Below are 26,193 nucleotides of genomic sequence, written 5' to 3' on the forward strand. Positions count from 1 at the left end.
CCCCCGCACCGACCGGCCCGTAAAGAATCTGACACTGCATCAGAAAATCTCTTCCCTCGGATGCCGGGCTGCGGCATCCTGCCGCCCATGGAGACGGAGCTGAGCAAGAAACTGGGAGTCGAGCACGCCATCTTCGGCTTCACGCCCTTCCCGGCGGTCGCCGCTGCCATCACCCGCGCGGGCGGCTTCGGCGTACTCGGCGCGGTGCGCTACACCGCCCCCGACGACCTCAAGCGCGACCTCGACTGGATGCAGGACAACACCGACGGCAAGCCCTACGGCCTTGACGTCGTCATGCCCGCCAAGAAGGCCGTCGACGGGATCAGCGAGGCCGACATCGAGGCCATGATCCCGGCCGGCCACCGCGACTTCGTCCGCGACACCCTCGCCAAGCACCACGTGCCCGAGCTGGCCGAGGGCGAGGCTTCCGGCTGGCGCATCACCGGCTGGATGGAGCAGGTCGCCCGCAACCAGCTCGACGTCGCCTTCGACTACCCCATCAAACTCCTGGCGAACGCCCTCGGTTCCCCGCCCGCCGACGTCATCGCGCGCGCCCACGACCACGGCGTCCTCGTCGCCGCCCTCGCCGGCAGCGCCAAGCACGCCCGCCGCCATGCCGAGGCGGGCATCGACATCGTCGTCGCCCAGGGCTACGAGGCCGGCGGCCACACCGGCGACATCGCCACCATGGTCCTGGTCCCCGAGATCGTCGAGGCCGTCGCCCCGCTCCCCGTCCTCGCCGCCGGCGGCATCGGCAGCGGCGAGCAGATCGCCGCGGGCCTCGCCCTCGGCGCCCAGGGCGCCTGGCTCGGCTCGCTCTGGCTCACCACCACCGAGGCCGACCTGCACTCCCGGGCCCTCACCGGGAAGCTCCTCGCGGCCGGCTCCGGCGACACCGTCCGCTCCCGCGCCCTCACCGGCAAGCCCGCCCGCCAGCTGCGCACCGAGTGGACCGACGCCTGGGACGACCCGGAGGGCCCCGGCGCGCTCCCCATGCCGCTGCAAGGGCTGCTCGTCGCCGAGGCCGTCTCCCGGATCCAGAAGTACGAGGTCCAGCCGCTGCTCGGCACGCCCGTCGGCCAGATCGTCGGCCGGATGAACTCCGAACGCAGCGTCCAGGCCGTCTTCGACGACCTCACCGGCGGCTTCGAGCGCGCCATCGACCGCATCAACCGCATCGCCGGCCGAGCCTGAGAGGCGGGAGCAGCATGTCCGACACGCAAACCAATGGATTCTGGGCGCAGGCCGCCGCCGACCCGGAACGGACCGTCCTCGTCACCCCCGAGGGTGAGGAGTGGTCCGCCGGGCGGCTGCACGCCGACGTCAACCGGCTCGTCCACGGCCTGCGCGCCGCCGGTCTGGAGAAGGGCGACGTCTGCGCCGTCGTCCTCCCCAACGGCGTCGAGTTCTTGACCGCCTACCTCGCCGCCGCCCAGGCCGGCTTCTACCTCGTCCCGGTCAACCACCACCTCGTGGGCCCCGAGATCGCCTGGATCGTGTCCGACTCGGGTGCCAAGGTCCTCATCGCCCACGAGCGGTTCGCCGACGCCGCTGCCGCCGCGGCCGACGAGGCGGGCCTGCCCGCGAGCCACCGCTACGCCGTCGGAGCCGTCGCGGGCTTCCGCGCGTACGGCGAACTCCTCGACGGGCAGCCCGCGGCCGTCCCCGAGGGCCGCACCCTCGGCTGGGTCATGAACTACACCTCCGGCACCACCGGCCGGCCGCGCGGCATCCGCCGTCCGCTGCCCGGCAAGCTCCCCGAGGAGACGTACCTCGGCGGCTTCCTCGGCATCTTCGGCATCCGCCCCTTCGACGACAACGTCCACCTGGTCTGCTCGCCGCTCTACCACACGGCCGTCCTGCAGTTCGCGGGCGCCGCCCTGCACATCGGCCACCCGCTGGTGCTGATGGACAAGTGGACCCCGCAGGAGATGCTGCGCCTGATCGACACTCACGCGTGCACGCACACCCACATGGTGCCGACACAGTTCCACCGGCTGCTCGCGCTCCCGCAGGAGACCAAGGACGCGTACGACGTCTCCTCCATGCGGCACGCCATCCACGGCGCCGCGCCCTGCCCCGACCACGTCAAGCGGGCGATGATCGACTGGTGGGGCCGGTGCGTGGAGGAGTACTACGCCGCGAGCGAGGGCGGTGGGGCCTTCGCGACGGCCGAGGACTGGCTGAAGAAGCCGGGAACGGTCGGCAGGGCCTGGCCGATCAGCGAACTGGCCGTCTTCGACGACGACGGCAACCGGCTGCCCGCCGGCGTACTCGGCACCGTCTACATCAAGATGAACACCGGCGGCTTCAGCTACCACAAGGACGAGGGCAAGACGAAGAAGAACCGCATCGGCGACTTCTTCACCGTCGGCGACCTCGGGCTGCTGGACGAGGAGGGCTACCTCTTCCTGCGCGACCGCAAGATCGACATGATCATTTCGGGCGGGGTCAACATCTATCCGGCCGAGATCGAGTCGGCCCTGCTCACCCATCCGGCCGTCGCGGACGCCGCCGCCTTCGGCATCCCGCATGCCTCCTGGGGCGAGGAGGTCAAGGCGGTCATCGAGCCCGCGGAGGGCTTCGAGGCCGGTGACGCGCTGGCCGCGGAGATCCTCCACCACTGCGAGCGCCAGCTCGCCGGCTACAAGCGGCCCAAGACGGTGGACTTCATCGAGACGATGCCGCGCGACCCCAACGGCAAGCTGTACAAGCGCAGGCTGCGCGACCCGTACTGGGAGGGCCGCGAGCGCGCGATGTGAGGTGCCCGCCACGCCCGGAAATTTAGTGATAAGTGCCACGTCAGAGCCCCGGATGCGCGGCGCGTGCCGCACATCCGGGACAGTTCTGGCAACTTTGCTCATATGAGTACGGCAACGCGCAGATCCCCCCTGACCGACTGGACCCTCGTGGTCCCCGTGGTGGCGCTCGTCGCGCTCGCCTTCAGCTGGGGACGCGACCTGCCCTCCTTCGCGGTGGGCCTGGTGGCCCTCTGCCTCGCGGGGGCGGTCCTGGCGGCCGTGCACCACGCCGAGGTCGTCGCGCACCGGGTCGGCGAACCCTTCGGCTCCCTCGTCCTCGCCGTCGCCGTCACCGTCATCGAAGTGGCCCTCATCGTCACCCTGATGGCCGACGGCGGCGACAAGACCGCCTCGCTCGCCCGGGACACCGTCTTCGCCGCCGTGATGATCACCTGCAACGGCATCGTCGGCCTGTCCCTGCTCGTCGGGGCGCTGCGCAACCGCGTCGCCGTCTTCAACGCCGAGGGTTCCGGTGCGGCCCTCGCCACCGTCGCGACCCTCGCCGTACTCAGCCTCGTGCTGCCCACCTTCACCACCACGAAGCCCGGCCCGGAGTTCTCCACCGCCCAACTCGCCTTCGCGGCGGGCGCCTCGATCGCCCTCTACGGGCTGTTCATCGCCGTCCAGACCGTGCGCCACCGGGACTACTTCCTGCCCGTGGACACCTCGCGGCGCCGCGAGGAGGCCGCCAAAGCCGCGGCGGCCGCCGCCGCGGGCGAGGAGGACGACCACGCCGCGCCGCCCACCGCCAAGGCCGCCCTGATCAGTCTCGGCCTGCTGCTGGTCGCTCTGGTCGCGGTCGTCGGCAACGCCAAGGCCGTCTCCCCGACCATCGAGCGCGGAGTCGCCAACGCGGGCCTGCCCAACGCCGTCGTCGGAGTGATCATCGCCCTGCTCGTCCTGGCCCCCGAAACCCTCGCCGCCGTCCGCGCGGCCCGCCGCGACCGCGTCCAGACCAGCCTCAACCTGGCCTACGGCTCCGCCATCGCGAGCATCGGCCTGACCATCCCGGCCATCGCTCTGGCCTCGATCTGGCTCTCCGGCCCGCTGCTGCTGGGTCTCGGCCCGATCCACATGGTGCTGCTCGCGCTGACCGTGGTGGTCAGCGCCCTCACCATCGTGCCCGGCCGCGCCACCCTGCTCCAGGGCGGTGTGCACATCGTCCTGCTGGCCGCGTACCTCTTCCTGGCGGTGAGCCCCTGAGCCCCCGCCGCGGCTCGCGACGGGGGGCCCGGGTCCAGGTCAGCGCCGCTCGCGCGGCCAGACCACCTTCAGCCCCGGCGAGGTGAGGATGTCCCGTTCGCAGAACCGCGCCGTGACCCAGCGCTCCTGCGAGAAGAGCCGGGTCTGGTCCGCGTAGTACGGCGAGCCCGGGTTCGAGGACTGGCCGTACGTCAGCAGCGTGCGCGCCACCGGGCAGCGCCCGCCGTCCCAGCCGACCGCCTGGATGTGGCTGGAGCCGTGCACGACCTCCGGGTAGCCGCCGGCCGCCGCGTTCCACGGGGCCTCGATCTTGTTCCAGACCCCCAGGGCCTCCGTCCCGCCGCCCACCGGCAGCCGCTGCCCGCCGCGCACCACGAACTGGTGCTCGCCGAGCGGCGCGTCCGGCGCGATCCCGGCCGCCGCGAACTCCAGGGCCGTGTCCGCGAGCGCCCGCCCGATCCCGGGCGCCGCCTGGTTGAGCGTACGGGGAGTCCGTACCGGATCCGCCGCCGAGAACGGCACGAGCCACAGGTCCTTGGCCGCGGTGGTCGAGGTCAGCCGGCGCCAGAAGCGGTCGAAGAGCAGGGCCCCGCGGCTGGCGCTGTCGGCCGTACGGTCCCAGCCGGCCAGTACCCCGCAGGCCGCCGAGACGTCCACCGTGCTGCCGTCGCTCGCCGTCGCCGTGCCGCCGGGCAGGGCCGCGCAGGCCTTGGCCGCGTCGGCCGCCGCCAGGTCACCGGCCGGGACCCGGTTCGCGTACTGCTGCTCCTGCAGGTCGGCCACGGTCAGTCCGCCCTTGGCGGCCATCGCCGCCACGTCCTCGACCGCGCCCCTGGTGCGCAGCGAGCGCGGGGCGTCGACATTGCCCCAGATCCGCTCGTAGCCGGTCAGCGGCCGGTCGGCGTTGGCCAGCCAGGCGCTGTCGTTGGAGTTCTCGGCGTACGGGGCGTCCCGCAGGGTCGGCGCCTTCCCCGGGCCGAAGACGCCCGGCTGTACGGCGTCCGGGTCCGAGCCCGGCGCGCAGTCGCCGCGCGAACCGTCCAGGACGGCGAGCCCCGAGGCGGGGTACGTCGCCCTGCCGAGCGGGGTCGAGCAGCGGGCGGCGAGTTCGTCCGTGATCCGGGGGAGCACCTGGGACTGGGTGAAGAGGGTGCCGCCGGCCGAGTCCGCGGCGACCGTGTTGACCCAGGGCAGCCCCTGAGTGCGCCTGAGCGCGTCCTGGACACCGGCGACCGAGCGGGCCCTGCCCATGGCGAGGGCGGTGTCGGAGCCGCGCAGGTTCAGCGCGTTGGGATCGTTCAGCGCGTACGCCGTGCCCGCGGTCCAGGGAAGCGGCAGGCCCGGGCCGAGGCCCGTGACCACGGGCCCGTAGCGGGTCCACCACTGGCTGCGGACGACGGGCGCGCCGCCCGCGACCTGGACGCTGACCTTCCGCTCGGTCATCCGCTCGGGCTTGCCGTCCACCAGGTAGGCGGTCGGGTCGGCCGGGTCGAGGGTGAGCTGGTGCAGGTTGACGGGGGTGCCGGTGGCGACCGTGTGGCTCCAGGCGACCTTCTCGTTGAAGCCTATGTTCACCACGGCGGTGCCCAGCAGGGAGCCGCCCGAGACGTTCAGTTCGCCGGGTATGGTCTGCTGCGACTGCCAGAACCGGCGGCCGCCCTGCCAGGGGTAGTGCGGGTTCCCGAGCAGCAGACCGCTCCCGTTCGCGGTCGTGGAGCCGGCGAAGGCCACCGCGTTGGAGCCCATGTCGTAGCGGGTGGTGTCGAAGAACTCCCGGGCCGCTTCGGCCGCCGCGGCGGGGTCGATGTCCTGGCCGCCCGGGGCGAGGGCCGCGCTGCCCGGCGGCCGGGCCGCCGTGATGCCGTCGATGCCGCGGCCCTGGCCGCCGAGCACCGAGACGGCGAACCCGCGGGCGGCCACGTCGGTGGCGGTGACCGGGCGGACCCACTTGGCGCCCTTGCAGGCCGGATCGGTGATCTTGTTCTGGGCGAGCCAGGCGTTGTAGCCGGCCGCCCAGCCGCGCATCAGCTCCTTGAGGTCCCGGCTCGGGCCGGACGGGGCCGGGGTGGCCAGGAGGTTTTCGACGGCGCCGGACTCGCGGACGCCCTTGAAGTACAGGTCGCTGGAGAGGTTGCGGGTGGCGGAGGACAGCGAGCCGTCGGGCGCCGAGTCGGGGCCGAACCAGCGCGAGCGCTCGCCGGAGACGGTCAGGAACCCGTCGGCGAGCACGCAGACCTGGTCGGCGGCCTGGGCCCAGCCGGTACCGAAGCCGAGGTGGGCGTAGTCCTGGGCCAGGATGTGCGGGATGCCGTTCTCGGTGTAGCGGATGACGGCGGACAGGCCGCCGCCGGACGGGCCGTGGTCCCCGGCGGCAGCGGCCTCGGCCTGCGGTATCGCGGCGGTGGCGGCGAGCAGCACGGCCCCGGTGAGGGCGGCGCGACGGAGGGCCGGGCGGGTGCGGAGTTGCAACATGCCTCCCAAGTGGCCTGCGGACGGGGCTGGTTGCCCGCGAGGCAGGTGGTTCGTCCGTGCCCTCACACTCACGCAGGCGACCCGAGGATCTGTCAACATCCCGTTCGGTATCCCGGGGTTCCGCTTCGCGGCCGCGCCGGGGCCTCAGGCGTCGAAGTCGGTGCCCCGGCTGACGCATTCCCAGGCACGGGCCTCAGCGCGGGCGGCGTTCGCGTGGGTGAGGATCGCGTCGAGGGCGTCATTGCCGAGCGCGAGCCTCAGCGGGGTGTGCTCGGCGTCCAGCGCGGCGAGGATCGCGGCGGCCGCCTTGACCGGGTCGCCGGGCTGCCGGCCGTCGCTGTCCGGGAGGCCCGTGCGCACCGCGCCGACGGTGTCCTCGTAGGCCGGCAGGACGGTGGCGGTCTGCCGGAGCGCGGCCCCGCCCGCGAAGCCCGTCCGGAACGAGCCCGGCTCGACGATCAGGGCCTTGATGCCGAAGGCGGCGACCTCGCCGGCGAGTGCCTCGGTCAGGCCTTCCAGGGCGAACTTGGTCGCCGAGTACGCCCCGACGCCCGGGAAGGAGAGCCGCCCGCCCATGCTGCTCATCTGCACCACGGCGCCGGTCCCGCGCGCCCGCATGTACGGCAGCGCGGCGCGGGTGAGCGCGGCGGGGCCGAAGAAGTGCAGTTCCATCAGGTCCCGGAGTTCGGCGTCGGAGGTCTCCTCGACGGCGCCGATCAGACCCCGCCCGGCGTTGTTGACGAGCACGTCGATCCGGCCGAAGCGGCCCACGACCTCGGCGATGACGGCCTCGGCGCGGGCCGTGTCCGTGACGTCGACGGCGAGCGGCAGCAGCCGGTCCGGGTGCGCGGCGGCCAGGTCGCCGAGCGAGGCGGGGCGGCGGGCCGCCGCGGCGACGGTGTCACCTGCCGCGAGCGCGGCCTCGGTCAGCGTCCGGCCGAAGCCGGAGGAGGCGCCGGTGATCAGCCAGACCCGTCCGGTGTCGGCGGTCCGGTTCGCCGTGTCCTGCGAAGTCATCAATCCCCCTGTGCGTGACGGGTCTTGCGGGTCCGTACGTGATCATCCTGCCGCGTGCCGTCCCGCTCGGTCAGCCCGGTCTCGGATCATGAGAACCGGAGTCGTCGGTGGGGACGAGTCCGCTGTGGTGGAGGCGCCGCAGGGTGAGGGATTCGTGCACCAGCCGGCCGACCAGTGCCCCGCCGTAGACCACGAAGCCGACTCCGACCAGCCAGGACTGGACCACCAGGAGGGTGCCGAAGGGGCCGTAGGTCACGGCGTTGGAGGCGATCAGGGGCGAGAACACCAGCTGCGAGAAGATCCGCAGGCCCAGCAGACCGACGCTGGTGGCGGCCGCCCCCGGGAGCAGGGCGCGCCAGCGGACCCGGCCGCCGAGGAGCAGGCGCTGGGAGCTCCAGAAGAACAGGCAGGTGCCGATGACGTCGCCGGTGGTGCCCAGCACCGTGCCGGTCGCGTCGTCCGACGGGGAGGGGATGATCACGAGCAGCGCGAGGTAGCAGACCAGCAGGGCGAGCCAGATGACGTGCCGCCACATGGTGTGCCAGCGGGCCGTCGGGAGGTCCCACACCTTCTCGTACCCGGTCTGCACGGCGGAGCCGAAGGTCAGCCCGAAGACGGCCAGGGCGGCCAGGCCGAAGGCCGTGGTCCGTTCGAGGGCGAGATCGGCGGCGCCGAACAGCACCTCGACGCGCTCCCGCGAGGAGTGCGTCACCCCGAGCGCCTGCCCGAGCCACCGGCCGAAGCCCGAACCACTGCCGGGCGCGGCGGCCGCCACGACCACCAGCAGCGGCACCAGGGTGAGGAAGCCGAGGGCCGCGAAGCCCATCGCCCGGTGCATCAGCTCCATCTCCCGGCCACGGCTCCAGGCCAGCCCGGCGGGGGAGCCCTGGAGCCGGTCGTGGATGCGCCGGATGATCGAGGTCACGCCCCATCACCTACCCGGACGGGCCCGCCGGCTCCCGGGAGGCGCACCGAAGTGGGCCCGAAGGGGTGGTTTCAGCTCGCCCGGAGGTCCACCAGCCGCTTGATCTTGCCCACGGAGCGCTCCAAGGTCTCCGGATCCACCACCTCCACCCGGACGGACACCCCGATCCCCTCCTTGACCGCCCGCACCACGGCGGCCGCCGCGGCCTCCCGGCGGTCCGCGTCGCATTCCCGGCGCGCCTCCACCCGTACGGTCAGGGCGTCCATCCGGCCTTCCCGGGTCAGCCGCAGCTGGAAGTGCGGAGCCAGCCCAGGGGTCCGCAGGAGCACTTCCTCGATCTGCGTCGGATGGAGGTTCACCCCCCGCAGGATGATCATGTCGTCGCTGCGGCCCGTGATCTTCTCCATCCGGCGGAAGGCCGGCCGGGCCGTGCCGGGCAGCAGCCGGGTCAGATCGCGGGTGCGGTAGCGGATGACGGGCATGGCCTCCTTGGTCAGCGAGGTGAACACCAGCTCCCCGGGCTCGCCCTCCGGCAGCACCGCGCCGGTCAGCGGATCCACCACCTCGGGCAGGAAGTGGTCCTCCCAGATGTGCAGCCCGTCCTTGGTCGCGGCGAATTCCTGCGCCACGCCGGGGCCCATGACCTCGGACAGGCCGTAGATGTCCACCGCGTCGATGCCGAGCCGCTCCTCGATCTCCCGGCGCATCGCCTCGGTCCACGGCTCCGCGCCGAAGATCCCCGTACGCAGGGACGTGGAGCGGGGGTCGATGCCCTGGCGTTCCATCTCGTCCAGCAGGGTCAGCATGTAGGAGGGGGTCACCATGATCACTTCCGGCCGGAAGTCCTGGATCAGCCGGACCTGGCGGTCGGTCATCCCGCCCGACGCGGGCACGACCGTACAGCCGAGGCGCTCCGCGCCGTAGTGCGCGCCCAAGCCGCCGGTGAACAGGCCGTACCCGTAGGCGATGTGCACGATCTGGCCCGGTCTGCCGCCGGCGGCGCGGATCGACCGGGCGACGACATCGGCCCACACGGACAGATCGGCCTCGGAGTACCCGACGACGGTCGGCCGGCCGGTGGTGCCGCTGGAGGCGTGGACGCGCCGCACCTCGGAGCGGGGCACGGCGAACATCCCGAAGGGGTACTGGTCGCGCAGATCCGCCTTGGCCGTGAAGGGGAACAGGGCGAGATCGGCAAGGGAGCGGCAGTCGTCGGGGTGCAGGCCGGCCTTGTCGAAGGCGTGCCGGTAGAAGGGCACGTGCTCGTACGCGCGGCGCAGGGTCGCGCGCAGCCGGGCCAACTGGAGGGCGGCCAGCTCGTCGGCGCTCAGCCGCTCGCCGTCGTCCTGGACATCCGCGTACGCACTCATGCCGTCACCCCACTCAGGAAACCGACCGATCATTCGGTAGATTGCCGGACCCCGGCGGGCAAATCAATGACTCGAACGAGTGATCGGTCGATCCTCCTCGGGGGGGCTCCGTCCCAGACCCCGCGCCTCGAACGCCGGCGAGGCTGGATCTGCCGCGCCCGCGGCGGGGTCAGCGGCTCGCGTCCGCCTCCGCCTCAGCAGCCACCGTCTTCGCCCAGCGGTAGTCCGCCTTTCCGCTCGGGGAGCGTTGGATGGCGGGGGCGATGACCAGCTGACGCGGGATCTTGTAGCCCGCCAGCTTGGTGCGGCAGTGGGTCTGGATGTCGTCCAGGGTCGGTTCCGGCGCGCCCGCCCGGATCTGGACCACCGCGGCCACGTGGTTGCCCCAGGTCGCGTCGGGGACCCCGGCCACCAGGGCGTCGTACACGTCCGGGTGGGACTTCAGTGCCTGCTCGACCTCCTCCGGATACACCTTCTCGCCGCCCGTGTTGATGCACTGCGAGCCGCGCCCCAGCACCGTGACGATGCCCTGATCGTCCACGGTCGCCATGTCGCCGAGCAGTACCCAGCGCTCCGTGCCCTTCTGGAAGAAGGTCTCGGCGGTCTTGGCCGGGTCGTTGTAGTAGCCGAGCGGGACGTGGCCGCGCTGCGCGAGCCGTCCCGGTTCGCCCACCGGCACCGGCTCGTGCGTCACCGGGTCGACCACCTGCGTACGGTCGTTGACCTCCAGACGGAAGCCCTTCTCCGGGCCGGAGTCGTTGGTCGCCCGGCCGTTGGATCCGGACTCGGAGGACCCGAAGTTGTTCAGGAGCATCACATGCGGCACGAGCCGCTGGAACTCGGCCCGTACGGTCTCCGACATGATCGCCCCGGACGAGGAGACGCTGAACAGGGACGACAGGTCCGTCCCCTTGAGCGGGCCGTTCAGGGCGTCGATGAGCGGGCGCAGCATCGCGTCGCCGACCAGCGACACGCTCGACACCTTCTCCTTCTCGATCGTGCGCAGCACCTCTTCCGGCGCGTACTTGCGGTGGATGACCACCCGCTGGCCGTAGTTGAAGGCGATGAACGAGGTCAGCGTGGACGTGCCGTGCATCAGCGGGGGAGCCGGGAAGAAGGTGAGCCCGGCGCCGCGCGCCGCGACCCGCTCGGCCAGCTCCTCGGGCCGCTTGACCGGCTCGCCCGACGGTTCGCCGCCGAAGAGGCCCGCGAAGAACAGGTCCTCGGCCCGCCACATCACGCCCTTGGGCATGCCGGTCGTACCGCCGGTGTAGATGATGAACAGGTCGTCGGGCGAACGGGGCGTGAAGCCCCGCTCCGGCGATCCGGCCGCCTCCGCGTCGGCGTACGCGATCGGTGCGACCGAGGGCTCCGGCGCGCCCTCGGGGGCGGAGCCGACCCGGATCAGGTGCCGCAGCCCCGTCGTCTGCGGCAGCGCGGCCGCCACCCGCTCCGTGAACTCGCCCTCGAAGACCAGCGCCGCGAGGTCGGCGTCGTTGTAGAGGTAGACCAGCTCCTCCTCCACGTACCGGTAGTTCACGTTCACCGGCACCAGGCGGGCCTTCAGGCAGGCCAGCACCGTCTGCAGGTACTCGATGCCGTTGTAGAGGTGCAGGCCCAGGTGCTCGCCGGCCTTCAGTCCGCTGTCGAGCAGGTGGTGCGCGACGCGGTTCGCCGCCGCGTCCAGCTCCGCGTACGTGAGGCGGTGCTCGGCGCCGGTCCCGGGGTGGTCCACGTACACGAGGGCCTCGCGGTCCGGAACCACGTCCACGACCGACTCGAACAGGTCGGCAAGGTTGTACTCCACCGGTCCTCCTGACCCTGGAAGCTCCCATGGCTGAGCCCATGGCTGCTCTGCTCGGCGGTCATTAGAGCGCCGCCGATCCCAAGTGGGAAGGGCGCCGTCCAATAAATCTGACTGGGTGTCAGGAAACTATTGAACTGCACCCGCACCTACTGCAACCTGTTCTAGGTCTTGAGACGGGAGGACGGCAATGGGTGGGACGGAACACCTGACCGTGGAACGCCACGGCGCGACGCTGGTGCTCACCATGAACAGGCCCGAGGCGAAGAACGCGCTCTCGCTGCCGCTGCTGGTGGGGCTGTACGACGGGTGGCTGGAGGCGGACGCCGACGACGAGATCCGCTCGGTGGTCCTGACCGGCGCGGGCGGCGACTTCTGCGCCGGCATGGACCTGAAGGCGCTGGCCGGCAAGGGCATGGCGGGCGATCAGTACCGGGACCGGCTCAAGGCCGACCCCGACCTGCACTGGAAGGCGATGCTCCGCCACCACCGGCCGCGCAAGCCGGTGATCGCGGCGGTGGAGGGGTACTGCGTGGCCGGCGGGACGGAGATCCTGCAGGGCACGGACATCCGGGTCGCGGCCGCGGGGGCGACCTTCGGTCTCTTCGAGGTCAAGCGGGGCCTGTTCCCCATCGGCGGCTCCACGGTGCGGCTGCCGCGGCAGGTCCCGCGCACGCACGCGCTGGAGATGCTGCTGACCGGGCGGCCGTACACGGCCGAGGAGGCGGCGCGGATCGGTCTCGTGGGGCGGGTGGTGCCGGACGGGACCGCCCTGGAGGCGGCGCTGGAGATCGCGGAACGGGTCAACGCGTGCGGGCCGTTGGCGGTGGAGGCCGTCAAGGCCTCGGTGTACGAGGCCGCGGAGCTGACGGAGACGGAGGGGCTTGCGGCGGAGCTGCTGCGGGGCTGGCCGGTCTTCGACACCGCCGACGCCAAGGAAGGCGCGCGCGCCTTCGCGGAGAAGCGGCCCGCGGTGTACCGCCGGGAGTAGCCGGCCCGGCGCCGCCGCCGGGGCTCCGCCCCGGACCCCGCGCCTCAAACGCCGGCGGGGCTGCATATGCCCTGAACGTGGCCCCGCGTTGAAACGTGCCGTTCCCAACCATCGGAGAGTCGCCCATGACCGCCGCGTCGCCGCCCGAGGTGCTTCGTGCGCCGCTCGTCGTCGAGTTCCCCTTCACCCGGTCGCTCGGACCGGTTCAGTCCGCCTTCCTCACCGGGTTGCGCGAGCGCGTCGTCCTCGGGGTGCGGACCTGCGACGGAGCGGTGATGGTTCCGCCCGTCGAGTACGACCCCGTCACCGCCGAGGAGATCCGCGAGCTCGTCGAGGTCGGAGCGACCGGGACCGTCACCACCTGGGCCTGGAACGACGCTCCCCGCCCGAACCAGCCCCTGGACACCCCCTTCGCCTGGGCGCTGGTCAAGCTCGACGGCGCCGACACCGCTCTCCTGCACGCCCTCGACGCCCCCGGCCCCGACGCCGTGCGCACCGGCATGCGCGTGCGGATCCGCTGGGCCGCGGACCGGTCCGGCGCGATCACCGACATCGCCTGCTTCGAGCCGTACGAGGGCCCAGCCGCCGGGGCGGCCGCCCCGCACGACGGCGCCTTCGCCGACCCCGTCACCGGCATCGTCGCCGAGGCCCGCCTCGACTACACGTACAGCCCCGGCCGCGCCCAGACCGCGTACATCAACGCCCTCTCCGAGCGCAAGACCGTCGGCGAGCGCTGCCCCTCCTGTCACAAGGTGTACGTCCCCCCGCGCGGCGCCTGCCCCACCTGCGGGGTCGCCACCACCGACCACGTCGAGGTCGGCCCGGCCGGCACCGTCACCACCTACTGCATCGTCAACATCAAGGCACGCAACCTCGACATCGAGGTGCCGTACGTCTACGCCCACATCGCCCTCGACGGCGCCGGCCTCGCCCTCCACGGCCGGATCGGGGGCATCCCGTACGACCAGGTCCGCATGGGCCTGCGCGTCGAGCCCGTGTGGAGCGAAGGCGGCCGCTACCCCGACCACTACCGCCCCACCGGCGAACCGGACGCGGACTACGACGCGTACAAGGAGCTCATCTGATGCCCAGGACGAGCAGGCACGCACGCGAGGTGGCCGTCGTCGCGTTCGCGCAGAGCGACCACCTGCGCCGCACCGACGAGCTCAGCGAAGTCGAGATGGTCATGCCCGTCCTGCACCAGGTGCTGGCGCGGACCGGCCTGAAGGCCACCGAGATCGGCTTCACCTGCTCGGGCTCCAGCGACTACCTGGCCGGCCGGGCCTTCTCCTTCACCATGGCCCTCGACGGGGTCGGCGCCTGGCCGCCGATCTCCGAGTCCCACGTCGAGATGGACGGCGCCTGGGCCCTCTACGAGGCCTGGGTCAAGATCCAGACCGGCGAGGCCGACACCGCGCTCGTCTACTCGTACGGGAAGTCCTCGCCCGGATCGGTACGGGACGTGCTGACCCGGCAGCTCGACCCGTACTACCTCGCCCCGCTCTGGCCCGACGCGGTGGCCCTCGCCGCCCTCCAGGCGCAGGCCCTCATCGACGCGGGGGAGACCGACGAGCCCGCCCTCGCCGCCATCGGCGCGCGCAGCCGGGCCGCCGCCGAGGCCAACCCGCACGCCCAGCTCAGCGGCGCCGTCCCGCAGGGCGGCTACCAGGTCCGGCCACTGCGCACCGGGGACTGCCCGCCCATCGGCGACGGCGTGGCCGCCGTGATCCTCGCCGCGGGCGACGTGGCGCGGCGGCTGTGCGAACGGCCCGCCTGGATCACCGGAATCGACCACCGCATCGAGGCGCACGGCCTGGGTCTGCGCGACCTCACCGACTCCCCGTCCACCCGGATCGCCGCCGAGCAGGCCGGGGTGTTCGAAGCACCGGTGGACACGGCGGAACTGCACGCACCGTTCTCCTCCCAGGAGGTCGTGCTCCGCAAGGCCCTCGGGCTCGGCGAGGACGTGGCCGTCAACCCCTCGGGCGGTGCCCTCGCCGCCAATCCGGTCATGGCCGCGGGCCTGATCCGGATCGGTGAGGCGGCCGCCCGGATCCACCGCGGCGAGTCCCACCGGGCCGTCGCGCACGCCACCTCCGGCCCCTGCCTCCAGCAGAACCTGGTCGCCGTCCTGGAAGGGGACCCCGTATGAGCACGTCGGGCAAGGAGCCGGTCGCGATCGTCGGGATCGGCCAGACCAAGCACGTCGCCGCCCGGCACGACGTCTCCATCGCCGGACTGGTCCGCGAGGCCGCCTCGCGCGCCCTCGCGGACGCCGAGCTGACCTGGGCGGACATCGACGCGGTCGTCATCGGCAAGGCCCCCGACTTCTTCGAGGGCGTGATGATGCCGGAGCTGTACCTGGCGGACGCCCTCGGCGCGGTCGGCAAGCCCATGCTCCGTGTCCACACGGCCGGTTCGGTCGGCGGATCCACGACGCTCGTCGCCTCCAACCTGGTGGCGGCGCGCGTCCACCGTACGGTCCTCACCCTCGCGTTCGAGAAGCAGTCCGAATCCAACGCGATGTGGGGCCTGTCGCTTCCCGTCCCCTTCCAGCAGCCGCTGCTGGCGGGCGCGGGAGGCTTCTTCGCCCCGCACGTACGGGCGTACATGCGGCGTACCGGCGCGCCCGACACGGTCGGCTCGCTCGTGGCCTACAAGGACCGCCGCAACGCGCTGAAGAACCCCTACGCGCACCTGCACGAGCACGACATCACCCTGGAGAAGGTCCAGGCCTCGCCGATGCTGTGGGACCCGATCAGGTACTCCGAGACCTGCCCGTCCTCCGACGGCGCGTGCGCGATGATCCTCACCGACCGGGCGGGCGCGGCCCGTTCGCCGAAACCGCCGGCCTGGGTGCACGGCGGGGCGATGCGCAGCGAGCCGACGCTGTTCGCGGGCAAGGACTTCGTGTCCCCGCAGGCCGGCAAGGACTGCGCGGCCGACGTCTACCGGCAGGCGGGGATCACCGACCCGCGCCGCGAGATCGACGCGGTCGAGATGTACGTCCCGTTCTCCTGGTACGAGCCCATGTGGCTGGAGAACCTCGGCTTCGCGGAGGAGGGCGAGGGCTGGAAACTCACCGAGGCCGGGGTCACCGAACTCGACGGGGACCTCCCGGTGAACCCGTCGGGCGGAGTCCTGTCCACCAACCCGATCGGCGCCTCCGGCATGATCCGGTTCGCGGAGGCGGCGCTCCAGGTCCGGGGCCAGGCCGGCGAGCACCAGGTGCCGGACGCCCGCCGGGCCATGGGACACGCGTACGGCGGCGGTGCGCAGTTCTTCTCGATGTGGCTGGTGGGCGCGGAGCAACCGGCTTCCTGAGCGGGCGAAGCCGCCTCCCGACCGGAAGTCCGCCTCCGCGCAAGGGTGCCGAACCGACCACGAGTGACTCACCGTGGCCTGTGCGGCACCCCTTGCGATGGTTAACCTTGCCCCGGGACGACGTACCGGGAGGAGCACGCACGTGGCCGAGAGCATGACTTCGCAGGCCCTGGCCGGCTGGGGCAAGCCGGATCTCGATCTCAGCGAGGCGGACTGGCAGTCCACCAGCCGGGGAGGGGGCGACGTCCAGATCGCCTTCGTCGAGGGGTTCATCGCGATGCGCAACAGCGAGCGCCCCGAAAGCCCTTCGCTGATCTTCGCGCCGGACGAGTGGCACAAGTTCGTCCTGAACGCGCGGGGCGGGGAGTTCGACCTGACCTAGTGCCGTGGCCGCGCCGATCCCGCGGCGGAGTGGCGGGGCGGCGGGGCCGCGCGGTCCGTGGCCGTACCGGGAAAGCCGTTGCGGTCCGGGAGCCGCCCCGTCACAATGGCCCGCATGACGATCATCCGCCGAAAGGGCGATGCCGCGTAGCCGGCCCGGCGCCCTGCGCGCCGAACGAGGGACGTACGGGGGGCGCCGCGCGCCCGCCTGGGCGCGCGAGCTGCCCCCGCTGGACCGGCTCCCGCCCGCCGCGAGCGCGGAAGCCCACTGGGCGCTGACCTGCCCGGACGCGGCCGACCTCCTGATCCTGCTGGTGTCGTACCGGGCCTTCCTGGACCGCCCCGGCGACCGGCTTCGACCGGCAGCCTCGGAGTGCCCGGCCTGCCCCGGCTGCGCGCGCGACGACGTGGCCGTGGTCCGCGACGAGCTGGCCGACGCCTACCGGGCCCTGCCGCCGGGGGCCCGGGTCGCCCTGGGCCGCGTACTGGCCCGGCTGGACGCGGAGTTCCGCCGCCGCACCCTTCCCGACCCGGATCCGCCGGCCGCGCACCGGACGGACTGGAGGGGCAACCCGTACGCCTGGTGGCACCGGCGGCTCTACGAGGACGGCTGAGCCGGGGCTGCCGGGTGCGGCCGCAGCCGTTCCACCAGCAGCGGCCACCGCGCCGCGATGACCAACGTCCACACCGGCTCCACCGGGCCCCAGCCGTCGGCCGTCGTACCCAGGACCACCACCAGCGCCAGGGCTCGCCCAGCGCCGCCGCGAGCGCCGCCACCGAGCCGGCCACGAAGCAGTGCAGCGGCAGGGCAAGCCCCGCGCCGCGCGCAGCCCCGTACCCGCGCCGCGCGCGCCCCTACCGGTACCGCGGCACCCGGGAGAAGAAGATCGGATTCTTTCCCGCAGCGGGCTGCCGGGCGCCGTGCGCGGGCGTACGCTGATCCCCCGAACCGGCCTGGGGGGTACCAGCCATGACGGACCGCCGGACCCGCATACGGCGCGCGATGTTGGAACGCGAGACGGAACTCGCCACCGTCGACGAGGCCCTGGAACTGCTCACCGGCCCCGACGCCGACGGAGCCCTGCTGGCCTTCTCCGGGCCGGCCGGACTCGGCAAGACCACCCTCCTCGCCGAAGTCCGCCGCCGCTCCCACGCCAAGGCCTGCACCGTCCTCGCGGCCCGCGGCGGCGAACAGGAGCAGAACCAGCCCTTCCACGTCGCCCGCCAGCTCATCCAGCCCCAACTGGCCGGCGCCCCCGACGAGGAACTGCGCGCCGTCCTCGGCAGCTGGTACTCCATCGTCGGCCCCGCCCTCGGCCTGTGCGCCCCCGAACAGGGCCCCCCGCCCGACCCCCAGGGCTTGCGCGACGGACTCGACTGGGTCCTGACCCACCTCATCGTGCAGCGCGCCCCCGTCGCCCTCGTCCTCGACGACGCCCACTGGGCCGACCCCGAATCCCTCGGCTGGCTCGCCGCCTTCGCCCCGCGCGCCGAACACCTCCCGTTGCTCCTCGTGGTCGCCTACCGCCCCGACGAACTGCCCGCGCACGCCGAGGCCTTCCGTACGCTGCCCGGCCGCGCCGGACACCGCCCGCTGACCCTGGCGCCGCTCACCGAGGACGCCGTCTGCACCCTGGTCCGCGAGGCCGTCGGCGGGCACGCCGACGCCGCCTTCTGCCGGGAGGCCTGGGCCGTCACCACCGGCAACCCCTTCGAAGCCGTCGAACTCACCGCGAAGGTACGGGACAAGGGGCTCGCACCCACCTCGGCCAGCGCCCCCCTGCTGCGCGACCTCGCCGCCGCTCAGCGCGGCAGCGGGCTCGTCGCCCGCCTGCACAGCCTGGGCCCCTCCACCGTCCGCTTCGCCTGGGCCTGCGCCGTCCTCGGCACCGCCATCCCGCAGGACCTCGCCGCCCGGGTCGCCGGGCTCGGCACCGAGGAGGCGGTCGTCGCCACCGGACGGCTGCGCGACGCCCGCATCCTGTCCGGATCGGGTGAACAGACCCAGGAAGGCCTGGAGTTCGTACACCCGCTGATCGCCACCGGCATCCACCGGGCCATCCCCGACGCCCTGCGGGTCGCCCTGCACGGAAACGCCGCCGCGGCCGTCATCGACGCAGGACTCGGCCCCTGTGCGGCCGCCCGGCACCTGCTGGAGACCCACCCCGAAAGCGACCCCTGGGTCGTACGGACCCTGCGCGAGGCCGCCGCCGAGAACCTGCGCGCCGGCGCCCCCGAGGCCGCCCGCCGCCAACTCGCCCGCGCCCTGCGCGAACCACCGGACTTCGATGAACGCGCCGCCCTGCTGTACGAGCTCGGCTGCGCCTCCCTGCTCACCGAGCCCGCCAACACCGTGAACCACCTGCGGGCCGCGCTCGCCGAACCCTTCGACGACCCCGCCCTGCGCCAGGGCATCGTGATCCGCCTCGCGCAGGTGCTCGCGCACAGCGACCGCCTCGCCGAGGCCTCGGAATCGCTCGCCCGCGAGATCCCGCACACCCACGACGTACGTGCCCGACTGCGGCTCCAGTCCGAACAGTTCATGTGGGACGCCTTCAACGCCGCCGAGCCCGACTCCCCGGCGCGCTCGCGCCGGCTGGCCAGACTCGCCGACCGGCTGACCGGGCGCGACCTGACCGAGCGGTACGTCATCGGGCTGCGCGCCTGGGACGCCTGCCTGCGCGGGGAGCCGGTGGACGTGGTCCTGCACCACGCCCGCCGGGCACTCGCCGCCGAGTTCAGCTGGGCGTACGAGGACCGGGGCTTCGAAGTCCCCGTACTGACCGCGATGGTGCACATGTACGCCGACCGGCCCGGCCGGGCCGAGGAGCTGTTCGAGGCGGGCACCGCCGAGTTCGAGCGGCAGGGCTGGCGCGGGGCGCACCTGTCCTTCGCGTACAGCCTGCGCGCGTACATCCGCTACCGGCGCGGGCGCCTGGCGGAGGCCGAGGAACTGGCCCGGGCGGGCCTGCGGCTCGCCGAGCGCGTCGGCCGGCGTACACCGGTGCACTGGTACGCCATAGCGATCCTGGTCACCACCCTGCTGGCGCGGGGCCGGGTGGACGAGGCGTGGGAACTGGCGGAGGAGCACGAGTACGAGGAACCCTTCCCGGCGGCCGTCGTCTTCCCCGACTCGCAGACCGTGTACGCCGAACTGCTCCTGGCACGCGGACAGAAGAGGGCCGCCATGACCGAACTCGACTCGGTGGACCGCCGGTTGACCCGGCGGGGCATCCAGAACCCGTCCTGGTGCCCGTGGCAGCTGCACCTGGCGCGGGCGCTGGCGGCCGACGACCCGGCGCGGGCGCGCGCCCTGGCCGACGACGCGGTCCGGCGGGCGCGCGCCTTCGGCGCCCCCTCGGGCATCGGCCAGGCGCTACGGGTCGCGGCGGAGGTCGCGCCCCCACGAGACCGGGTGGCGCTGCTGACGGAGGCGGTGTCCCTGCTCTCCGCCTCACCCGCGGGGTACGAGCTCGCGGTCGCCCTGGCCGCGCTGGGCACCGAGCTGGGCGACACGGAACTGCTCACCCGGGCGGCGGTGACGGCGCGCGACTGCGGGGCCGACGGCCTGGAGCGCAGCGCGGTGGACACCCTGCTCTCGCTGGGCGGCGGCGTACCGTGCGGGAGCACCTGGCAGGACGGCCTCACGGCGCAGGAGGCCGGCCTGGCGCGGCAGGCGGCCGACGGCGACCCGGCGGTGTCCGGCCCGGAGCTGTCCTCGATCTGCCGCAAACTCGGCACGGACCGCACCGGCCTCCCCGAGGCGCTGGAGGCGTTCGCCCGTAGCTCAAGGTGATCCACCGCAGCGAGCCGGGGCAGGCTGACCCGTATGGACCACATCGCGCGGCTCGCCCGCTTCCGGACCGGCACGGTGGCGGTCGAGAAGGCGATCCAGCGGGCGGTGGCCGAAGCCGCGGGCGGGCCGGCGCCGCTCGTGCCGTCCTGCCCGGGGTGGTCGGTCGGCGACCTCGGCGCGCACCTGGGCGGCGTACCGCTACCCGTCCCACGTCCTGCGGGGGCGGCTGACCGAGGCCCCGGGCCCGACGGACCACTTCCTGTACGGGCCCCCGGCCGACCCCGCGCAGGGCGGCCTGGCCGATGTGCGGAGCGGACCCTCCGGTCTCTGGCTGCGGATGCAGCTGATCGAGCTGGCGGAGCACCGCTGGGACACCCAGTCGCGGCGGTGCACCGCGGGGACGCCCAGTCGGTGACCGGCGACCCGGAACGGTCCACCCGGTGGTCGCGACCGACGCCGCGCCACAGACCTTCGAGGTCATGGCCCCGGCGCGGCGCGCGTGGACCCCCCGTCCGGCCTCCCCGAGGTCCGTGAAGGCCGCGGGCACCGCCTCGGACCTGTGCCTCTTCCTCCGGCACCGCATCCCGCCGGCGGCCCCGAGGGTCCGGGGCGACGTGTCCTCCTGCCCCACTGGTTCGCCCTCGACCCGCCCGTCTAGCCGCATGCCCACCGGCCGGTTGCGAGGGGTCAGGGGCCGGGAATGGCGGGGGGCCACGTACCATGGCGGCATGTCCTTCCTCCGCCGCCACCGCGCCGCCACACCCGCCGGCCCGGACTTCGACGTCCTGGCCATGGACCCGGGGGACTGGCCGGGCAATCTCGGGGCCGGGCTGCTGCCCGCGCCCGACGGCAGCTGCCAGGGTGTCTTCCTCCGCTACGACCTGTTCGGCGGACGCGGCCCCGCGATGATCATCGGCAACCTCCCCGAGGGCTCCCCGGCCCGCGACCTCTCCGAGGGCCAGGTGCCCTTCGAGGTGGCCCAGCTCCTCGACGCCCTCGAGAACGACGAGGACGTCGAGGTCACCGGCGGCGAGGACTGCCCCGTCATGCAGGGCGACAACCTCCTCATCGTCCGGAAGATCAAGCTGTCCGAGTCCCGGATCTCCTGCGTCCAGTTCGACCGCAGCGACAACGTGCTCGTCACCATCGCCAGCTGGGACCGGCCGATCACCGATGACCTGTACGCGCTGCTGAAGCCGCTGCCCGCCGAGCTCTTCCAGCAGGGCTGAGCCTCACTCCCGGGACGTCACGCGTCCGCGATGTCGTTCGCCGCCACGTAGCCGAACGTCATCGCGGGGCCGATCGTCGATCCGGCCCCCGCGTAGCTGTGGCCCATCACCGCCGCGCTCGCGTTGCCCGCCGCCCACAGGCCGCGGATCACCGAGCCGTCGGGCCGCAGCGCCCGGGCCCGCGCGTCCGTCACGATGCCGCCCTTCGTGCCCAGGTCACCCGGCACGATCTTGAACGCGTAGAACGGCGGCGCCCAGATCGGGGCCAGGCACGAGTTCGGCGCCACCCCGGGGTCCGTGTAGTAGTGGTCGTACGCCGTGTCGCCCCGGTGGAAGTCGGGGTCGGTGCCGTTCCACGCCTGCGCGTTGAACCGGCCCAGCGTCGCCCGCAAGGCACCCGCCGGCACCCCGATCTGGGCCGCAAGCGCGTCCCAGGTCCACGCCTTCTTCGCCGCGCCCGCCTCGTACCACGAGTCGGGGAAGACGATCGTCGGCAGGATGTCCTTGAACAGGTACTTGTTGCGGTAGTTCTGATCCACGATCAGCCAGGCCGGGATGTGCGAGCCGGCCGAGCCCCGGTCCTTCTCGTACATCACGTGCACCACATCGCTGTACGGGGCGGCCTCGTTGACGAACCGCGCGCCCGCCCCGTTGACGATCAGACCGCCCGGCAGGGTCCGTTCGGCCAGGCAGAAGTACGGCTCGCCGGGCAGCGGGATCGACGGGCCCCACCACGCGTCCTCCATCAACGCCAGTGCCGCACCCGCGCGTTGGCCCGCCCGGATGCCGTCGCCCGTGTTCTCCTTCGCGCCCACCGACCACTGGGTGCCGATCGGCTGCTGCTGGTACTGGGCCCGCATCTCCGCGTTGTGCTCGAAGCCGCCCGAACCGATGACGACGCCCTTGCGGGCCCTTACGACGCCCCGTACGCCCTGCTTCTCCACCACGACGCCCGTGACCGCGCCGCCCTCCTGGACCAGGTCCACGAGCGGGCTGTTCAGCCACACCGGAACCCCGGCCCGCATCAGCCCGGCGCGCAGCCCCGCCGCCAGGGCCTGGCCCATCGTCAGCGGCTTCTGCCCGCACAGCGCGGCCTGGGCGCCGCGGGCCAGGCATTCGGTGGACACCGCGAGCCCCTTGGCGTTGACGGCCGCGAGGTTGAGCCACTTGTAGTCCTGGCTGAACACCACCATCCCGGCCGGCACCGGCATGTACGCCGGGTTCAGGCGCGCGAGTTCGGCGCCGAGGATGTTGCCGTCGATCTGGTCCGGCTCGATGGACCGGCCGCCCGGCAGCCCGCCGGGCAGGTTCGGGTAGTAGTCGCTGTACCCGTCCATGAACCGGAACCGCAGTGGGCTGCTGGCCATCACGAAGTCCAGCATCCGCGGCCCGTTGGCGAGGAAGGCCGCCTGCCGGTCCGCCGGTACGCCGGGGCCCACGACGGCCGAGAGGTACGTCGCCGCCTTCGCGGGGGTGTCGGGCACCCCCGCGGCCAGGATCACCGAGTTGTTCGGCAGCCAGATCCCGGCGCCCGAGCGGGCGGCCGATCCGCCGAAGGTCGGGGCCTTCTCGACCACGAGCACGCTCAGGCCCCGCTTGGCGGCGGTGAGCGCGGCGGTCATCCCGGAGGCCCCGGAGCCCACCACGACGACGTCGTACTCGCCGAGCGGGGCTCCGTCGGCGGCGCGCGCGACGGCGGACGGCAGCACGGTGGCCGCCAGCACCCCGGCCCCCGCCCCGGCGAGGACCGTCCGCCGGGAGGGGAGTTCGCTGAGGTCGTCGCCGTCGGGGTGCGGGGCGGATCCGGCAGTGGAGGCGGGGCTCGCGGTCATGGGCAGGCTCCAGCGGAGTGGGAGGGAGGGGATGGCCGGTGTTCTGATGCCAAGTCAGAAAAGGTGTTCGGGGGATCATGTGAAGTCAAGGCATGCGCACCGGTTGTGAACGCGTCCGTCGCCCCGGCCCCGACGCAAGAAATCCCGTGGCCCACGCACCAGGTGCGGGAACCACGGGATTTCGCCCGCCGGAGTCAGCGCGTGCCCACCGCCGCGCGTACCGCCCTACGGGCCATGCCCGCGTCGTCGTGCAGGCGGCGCAGCAGCAGCCGCTGCTCCTCACCGCAGGACAGCGCGCCCGCCGGCAGCGGCTGGGCCGGGGGGGTCGCCAGCATCGAGCGCTGCACCGCCGTCTCGGACATCCGGATCTCCCGGGTCAGGACCAGCATCAGGTTGACCAGGAAGGCGTCCCGTGCGGCCGGCCCGGCCGCCTGGGCCAGGCGGCTGATCTGCGCACGGGCGGCCGGGGCATCGCCCAGTACCGTCCACAGGGTGGCCAGGTCGTAGCCCGGCAGGTACCACCCTGCGTGCTCCCAGTCGAGCATCACCGGCCCCGCCGGGGACAGCAACAGGTTCGACAGCAGCGCGTCGCCGTGGTTGAACTGCCACGGGGTGCCGGACAGCTTCACGCCGTGCAGCAGCTTCTGCAGGTCACCGAGGTCCCGGTCGGTCAGCAGCCCCAGCTCGTAGTCCCGGGCGATCCGCCGACCGTAGTTCAGCGGCCGCCCGAACAGCTCCTCGGCCGGCCGCCAGCCGTTCACCTGGCGCACCGCGCCCAGCGCCGCCCGCAGATCGGCCCGCGGCGGGGCCTCCACGGGGTGCCGCTGCAGCGCCGCGACCCGGCCCGCCATCCGCTCGACCACCAGCGTGCAGTTCTCGGGGTCGGCGGCGATCAGCCGCGGCACCCGGACCGGCGGGCGGTGCCGGACGAACGCCCGGTACGCAGCTATTTCGTGCCGGTACCGCTCGCACCACTCGGGCGAGTGGTCCAGTAAAACCTTCGCGACGGCGGTCATCCGCCCGGTCGTTCCCACGAGCAGTACCGAGCGGCCGCTGCGCCGCAGCACCTGGACGGGCGCGAACTCCGGACAGATCCGCTGCACCGAGGCGAGCGCGGTGCGCAACTGCGCACCCTGCGGCCCCGACAGGTCGATTCTTCCGCTGGGCGGCTGCGTTCCGGTACCCGGCATCCGCCGCGCCCGGACGGCGCCCGGCGCCGCTGCCGCCGGTCGGCCGGGTTCGAGGTAGGCGCCGCCGCCCGCCTGGAGCGTGCGGTGCGGCCGGACCGGGGCGGACACGGAGGTCGTTGCTGCGTACATGGCTTTACGTATCCCTTCGTGCGCCGACGAGTTGCGTACGCCGCCCCGCCGGATCCCGTGCTTCACCCTGGGGAGTTCCGTCGGTGACCGGGTCGGGGAGGCGCATTCCTACCTGACACCCGGCCGTGGGTGGCGGACCATCGAGCGGACCCTGGCGAACCCTGGCGAATAGTCGCTCGGCATCTGACGGGGGGCTACTGTCAACTCAGCCGAGAACCTGGGGGCTTGACGTGAGCAAAGGGCCAAACACCCGTCTGAACGACTTGTTCGGCCTGGCCGGCTGGTCGAAGGGCGAACTGGCGAGGATGGTCAACCGGCAGGCGGCCGCCATGGGCCACCACCAGCTGGCCACCGACACCTCGCGGGTGCGGCGCTGGATCGACATGGGGGAGACCCCGCGCGAACCGGTGCCCACGGTACTGGCAGCACTGTTCACCGAGCGGCTCGGTCGTGTCGTGACCATCGAGGACCTCGGGTTCGTACGGCAGCGGCGCACCTCGAAACGGCAGACGGACGGGGCGAAGGAGAACCCCGACGGAATGCCCTGGGCGCCCGAACGCACAGCCGCGGTCCTCACCGAATTCACGGGAATGGACCTCATGCTCAACCGTCGCGGTCTGATGGGCGCGGGCGCCGCGCTCACCGCCGGCTCAGCCCTCAGCAATGCCATGTACGACTGGCTCCACACCGACCCCACCCCCGCCGGCGAGGCCCGGCACTTCGGCGATTCCTTCCATGCCGACCCCGCCGCCTACGACCGGTACGAGGCCGCGCCGATCGGCTCCCAGGAGATCGAGGCGCTGGAACACTCCGTTGAGGTCTTCCGCGCCTGGGACGCCTCCAGAGGCGGCGGACTCCAGCGCAAAGCCGTGGTCGGGCAGCTCAACGAGGTCGGCGGCATGCTGGCGTACCACCACCCCGACCACCTTCAGCGCAGGCTGTGGGGAGTGGCGGCCAACCTCGCGGTACTGGCCGGCTGGATGTCCCACGACGTCGGCCTGGAGCCGACGGCGCAGAAGTACTTCGTCATCGCGGCGCACGCGGCCCGCGAGGGCGGCGACCGGCCGCGCGCCGGGGAGGCGCTGTCCCGGGCCGCCCGCCAGATGGTCCACCTGGGCAAGCCGCACGAGGCCCTGGACCTGATGAAGCTGGCGAGGTCCGGCTCCGGCGAGCAGACCCTGCCCCGGACCCGCGCCATGCTGCACACCATCGAGGCCTGGGCGCAGGCCGCGCTGGGCAAGGGCCAGGCCATGCGCCGGACCCTGGGGGAGGCCGAGGACCTGTTCGTGTCGGACAAGGGGGACGTGCCGCCGCCGTCCTGGATGCAGCACTTCGACGAGGCCGACCTGCACGGCATGCAGGCGCTGGCTTTCCGTACCCTCGCCGACCACGACCCCTCGGCCGCGCCGATCGCCCAGCGGCACGCGAAGGAGGCCCTGAGGCTGCGCGCGAACGGGCACCAGCGCTCGCAGATCTTCGACTACATCTCGATGGCGTCCGCCTGCTTCATCGCCGACGATCCCGAGCAGGCCGACCGCTACGCCCGACTCGCCCTGGTGTCGATGAACGAGACCTCCTCGCACCGGACATGGGACCGGCTGCGCGAGATGTACCGGCTCACCGGCCAGTACGCGGGCTGCGCGCGCATCGAGGACCTGCGCGAGGAGATCGAGGTGGTCCTCCCGACCGGCCCGGCGGCGCCGCGCCCCGTATAGGGGCCGGCTCGTAC

Annotated in this window: 20 protein-coding genes; 12 read left to right on the forward strand and 8 right to left on the reverse strand. The window is 73.0% G+C overall.

What is annotated here, in order from left to right; translation table 11 throughout:
• The first annotated feature begins 87 nt into the window (after positions 1-87).
• The 3 genes from ACFWB8_RS07260 to ACFWB8_RS07270 all read left to right on the forward strand — a co-directional run bounded on the left by ACFWB8_RS07260 (position 88) and on the right by ACFWB8_RS07270 (position 4,004).
• Positions 88-1,194 carry an NAD(P)H-dependent flavin oxidoreductase gene (locus ACFWB8_RS07260; RefSeq protein WP_385223501.1) on the forward strand — a complete coding sequence of 369 codons (1,107 nt, stop codon included), beginning with the start codon at positions 88-90 and terminating at the stop codon, positions 1,192-1,194.
• A 14-nt stretch (positions 1,195-1,208) separates the two neighbouring features.
• Positions 1,209-2,762: an acyl-CoA synthetase gene (locus ACFWB8_RS07265; protein WP_385223502.1), complete on the forward strand. Its 1,554-nt coding sequence runs from the start codon at positions 1,209-1,211 to the stop codon at positions 2,760-2,762.
• 102 nt (positions 2,763-2,864) lie between these two features.
• Positions 2,865-4,004, forward strand: coding sequence for a calcium:proton antiporter (locus ACFWB8_RS07270; RefSeq protein ID WP_385223503.1), 1,140 nt, complete (start codon positions 2,865-2,867; stop codon positions 4,002-4,004).
• A gap of 39 nt (positions 4,005-4,043) precedes the next feature.
• Here the strand turns inward: ACFWB8_RS07270 and ACFWB8_RS07275 are convergent, their stop codons facing one another.
• The 5 genes from ACFWB8_RS07275 to ACFWB8_RS07295 all read right to left on the reverse strand — a co-directional run bounded on the left by ACFWB8_RS07275 (position 4,044) and on the right by ACFWB8_RS07295 (position 11,595).
• A complete protein-coding gene (locus ACFWB8_RS07275) occupies positions 4,044-6,476 on the reverse strand; it encodes a penicillin acylase family protein (protein ID WP_385223504.1) in 2,433 nt (810 codons plus the stop codon).
• A gap of 144 nt (positions 6,477-6,620) precedes the next feature.
• Complete coding sequence (locus ACFWB8_RS07280; protein WP_385223505.1) at positions 6,621-7,493, reverse strand: oxidoreductase; 873 nt, start codon at positions 7,491-7,493, stop codon at positions 6,621-6,623.
• Positions 7,494-7,563: 70 nt separating this feature from the next.
• The gene (locus tag ACFWB8_RS07285; protein WP_385223506.1) at positions 7,564-8,418 is read right to left on the reverse strand and encodes a YhjD/YihY/BrkB family envelope integrity protein; all 855 of its coding nucleotides are present in this window, start codon (positions 8,416-8,418) and stop codon (positions 7,564-7,566) included.
• A 71-nt stretch (positions 8,419-8,489) separates the two neighbouring features.
• Positions 8,490-9,788, reverse strand: coding sequence for a phenylacetate--CoA ligase PaaK (paaK, locus tag ACFWB8_RS07290; protein WP_385223507.1), 1,299 nt, complete (start codon positions 9,786-9,788; stop codon positions 8,490-8,492).
• Between the two features lie 169 nt (positions 9,789-9,957).
• Complete coding sequence (locus ACFWB8_RS07295; protein WP_385223508.1) at positions 9,958-11,595, reverse strand: acyl-CoA synthetase; 1,638 nt, start codon at positions 11,593-11,595, stop codon at positions 9,958-9,960.
• Between the two features lie 187 nt (positions 11,596-11,782).
• Between ACFWB8_RS07295 and ACFWB8_RS07300 the strand changes: the two genes are divergently transcribed.
• The 6 genes from ACFWB8_RS07300 to ACFWB8_RS07325 all read left to right on the forward strand — a co-directional run bounded on the left by ACFWB8_RS07300 (position 11,783) and on the right by ACFWB8_RS07325 (position 16,902).
• Positions 11,783-12,583 carry a crotonase/enoyl-CoA hydratase family protein gene (locus tag ACFWB8_RS07300; RefSeq protein WP_385223509.1) on the forward strand — a complete coding sequence of 267 codons (801 nt, stop codon included), beginning with the start codon at positions 11,783-11,785 and terminating at the stop codon, positions 12,581-12,583.
• A gap of 125 nt (positions 12,584-12,708) precedes the next feature.
• Positions 12,709-13,668 (forward strand): Zn-ribbon domain-containing OB-fold protein, encoded by a 960-nt coding sequence (locus ACFWB8_RS07305; protein ID WP_385223510.1) that lies wholly within the window; start codon positions 12,709-12,711, stop codon positions 13,666-13,668.
• Complete coding sequence (locus ACFWB8_RS07310; RefSeq protein WP_385223511.1) at positions 13,668-14,735, forward strand: thiolase domain-containing protein; 1,068 nt, start codon at positions 13,668-13,670, stop codon at positions 14,733-14,735. The genes ACFWB8_RS07305 and ACFWB8_RS07310 overlap by 1 nt, the downstream gene beginning before the upstream one ends.
• Positions 14,732-15,907, forward strand: a complete 1,176-nt coding sequence (locus tag ACFWB8_RS07315) for a thiolase domain-containing protein (RefSeq protein WP_385223512.1) — start codon at positions 14,732-14,734, stop codon at positions 15,905-15,907. The genes ACFWB8_RS07310 and ACFWB8_RS07315 overlap by 4 nt, the downstream gene beginning before the upstream one ends.
• Before the next feature lie 154 nt (positions 15,908-16,061).
• Positions 16,062-16,289 carry a DUF397 domain-containing protein gene (locus ACFWB8_RS07320; RefSeq protein ID WP_385223551.1) on the forward strand — a complete coding sequence of 76 codons (228 nt, stop codon included), beginning with the start codon at positions 16,062-16,064 and terminating at the stop codon, positions 16,287-16,289.
• Positions 16,290-16,428: 139 nt separating this feature from the next.
• Complete coding sequence (locus tag ACFWB8_RS07325) at positions 16,429-16,902, forward strand: hypothetical protein (RefSeq protein WP_385223513.1); 474 nt, start codon at positions 16,429-16,431, stop codon at positions 16,900-16,902.
• Here the strand turns inward: ACFWB8_RS07325 and ACFWB8_RS07330 are convergent.
• Entirely contained in the window at positions 16,887-17,024 is a 138-nt protein-coding gene (locus ACFWB8_RS07330; protein ID WP_385223514.1) for a hypothetical protein, read from the reverse strand. The two genes, ACFWB8_RS07325 and ACFWB8_RS07330, sit on opposite strands and share 16 nt — an antisense overlap.
• A 267-nt stretch (positions 17,025-17,291) precedes the next feature.
• On the opposite strand from ACFWB8_RS07330, the gene ACFWB8_RS07335 reads away from it, so the two are divergent.
• Positions 17,292-20,084, forward strand: a complete 2,793-nt coding sequence (locus tag ACFWB8_RS07335; protein WP_385223515.1) for an ATP-binding protein — start codon at positions 17,292-17,294, stop codon at positions 20,082-20,084.
• Positions 20,085-20,812: 728 nt separating this feature from the next.
• Entirely contained in the window at positions 20,813-21,313 is a 501-nt protein-coding gene (locus ACFWB8_RS07340) for a hypothetical protein (RefSeq protein ID WP_385223516.1), read from the forward strand.
• A 17-nt stretch (positions 21,314-21,330) separates the two neighbouring features.
• Here the strand turns inward: ACFWB8_RS07340 and kstD are convergent, their stop codons facing one another.
• Both kstD and ACFWB8_RS07350 read right to left on the reverse strand, forming a co-directional pair.
• Entirely contained in the window at positions 21,331-23,145 is a 1,815-nt protein-coding gene (gene kstD, locus ACFWB8_RS07345; RefSeq protein WP_385223517.1) for a 3-oxosteroid 1-dehydrogenase, read from the reverse strand.
• A gap of 194 nt (positions 23,146-23,339) precedes the next feature.
• A complete protein-coding gene (locus ACFWB8_RS07350) occupies positions 23,340-24,464 on the reverse strand; it encodes an aminoglycoside phosphotransferase family protein (protein WP_385223518.1) in 1,125 nt (374 codons plus the stop codon).
• Positions 24,465-24,694: 230 nt separating this feature from the next.
• Between ACFWB8_RS07350 and ACFWB8_RS07355 the strand changes: the two genes are divergently transcribed.
• A complete protein-coding gene (locus ACFWB8_RS07355) occupies positions 24,695-26,179 on the forward strand; it encodes a hypothetical protein (RefSeq protein ID WP_385223519.1) in 1,485 nt (494 codons plus the stop codon).
• Positions 26,180-26,193: the final 14 nt, after the last annotated feature.

The sequence above is a fragment of the Streptomyces sp. NPDC060031 genome, from assembly GCF_042736805.1.
In the GTDB taxonomy this organism is placed as follows: domain Bacteria; phylum Actinomycetota; class Actinomycetes; order Streptomycetales; family Streptomycetaceae; genus Streptomyces.

Excerpts from the sequence above, each read along its gene's own strand:
- ACFWB8_RS07260 (WP_385223501.1), top strand. The coding sequence starts at position 88 with ATGGAGACGGAGCTGAGCAAGAAACTGGGAGTCGAGCACGCCATCTTC.
- ACFWB8_RS07265 (WP_385223502.1), top strand. The coding sequence starts at position 1,209 with ATGTCCGACACGCAAACCAATGGATTCTGGGCGCAGGCCGCCGCCGAC.
- ACFWB8_RS07270 (WP_385223503.1), top strand. The coding sequence starts at position 2,865 with ATGAGTACGGCAACGCGCAGATCCCCCCTGACCGACTGGACCCTCGTG.
- ACFWB8_RS07275 (WP_385223504.1), bottom strand. The coding sequence starts at position 6,476 with ATGTTGCAACTCCGCACCCGCCCGGCCCTCCGTCGCGCCGCCCTCACC.
- ACFWB8_RS07280 (WP_385223505.1), bottom strand. The coding sequence starts at position 7,493 with ATGACTTCGCAGGACACGGCGAACCGGACCGCCGACACCGGACGGGTC.
- paaK (WP_385223507.1), bottom strand. The coding sequence starts at position 9,788 with ATGAGTGCGTACGCGGATGTCCAGGACGACGGCGAGCGGCTGAGCGCC.
- ACFWB8_RS07300 (WP_385223509.1), top strand. The coding sequence starts at position 11,783 with ATGGGTGGGACGGAACACCTGACCGTGGAACGCCACGGCGCGACGCTG.
- ACFWB8_RS07305 (WP_385223510.1), top strand. The coding sequence starts at position 12,709 with ATGACCGCCGCGTCGCCGCCCGAGGTGCTTCGTGCGCCGCTCGTCGTC.
- ACFWB8_RS07310 (WP_385223511.1), top strand. The coding sequence starts at position 13,668 with ATGCCCAGGACGAGCAGGCACGCACGCGAGGTGGCCGTCGTCGCGTTC.
- ACFWB8_RS07315 (WP_385223512.1), top strand. The coding sequence starts at position 14,732 with ATGAGCACGTCGGGCAAGGAGCCGGTCGCGATCGTCGGGATCGGCCAG.
- ACFWB8_RS07320 (WP_385223551.1), top strand. The coding sequence starts at position 16,062 with ATGACTTCGCAGGCCCTGGCCGGCTGGGGCAAGCCGGATCTCGATCTC.
- ACFWB8_RS07325 (WP_385223513.1), top strand. The coding sequence starts at position 16,429 with ATGCCGCGTAGCCGGCCCGGCGCCCTGCGCGCCGAACGAGGGACGTAC.
- ACFWB8_RS07335 (WP_385223515.1), top strand. The coding sequence starts at position 17,292 with ATGTTGGAACGCGAGACGGAACTCGCCACCGTCGACGAGGCCCTGGAA.
- ACFWB8_RS07340 (WP_385223516.1), top strand. The coding sequence starts at position 20,813 with ATGTCCTTCCTCCGCCGCCACCGCGCCGCCACACCCGCCGGCCCGGAC.
- kstD (WP_385223517.1), bottom strand. The coding sequence starts at position 23,145 with ATGACCGCGAGCCCCGCCTCCACTGCCGGATCCGCCCCGCACCCCGAC.
- ACFWB8_RS07350 (WP_385223518.1), bottom strand. The coding sequence starts at position 24,464 with ATGTACGCAGCAACGACCTCCGTGTCCGCCCCGGTCCGGCCGCACCGC.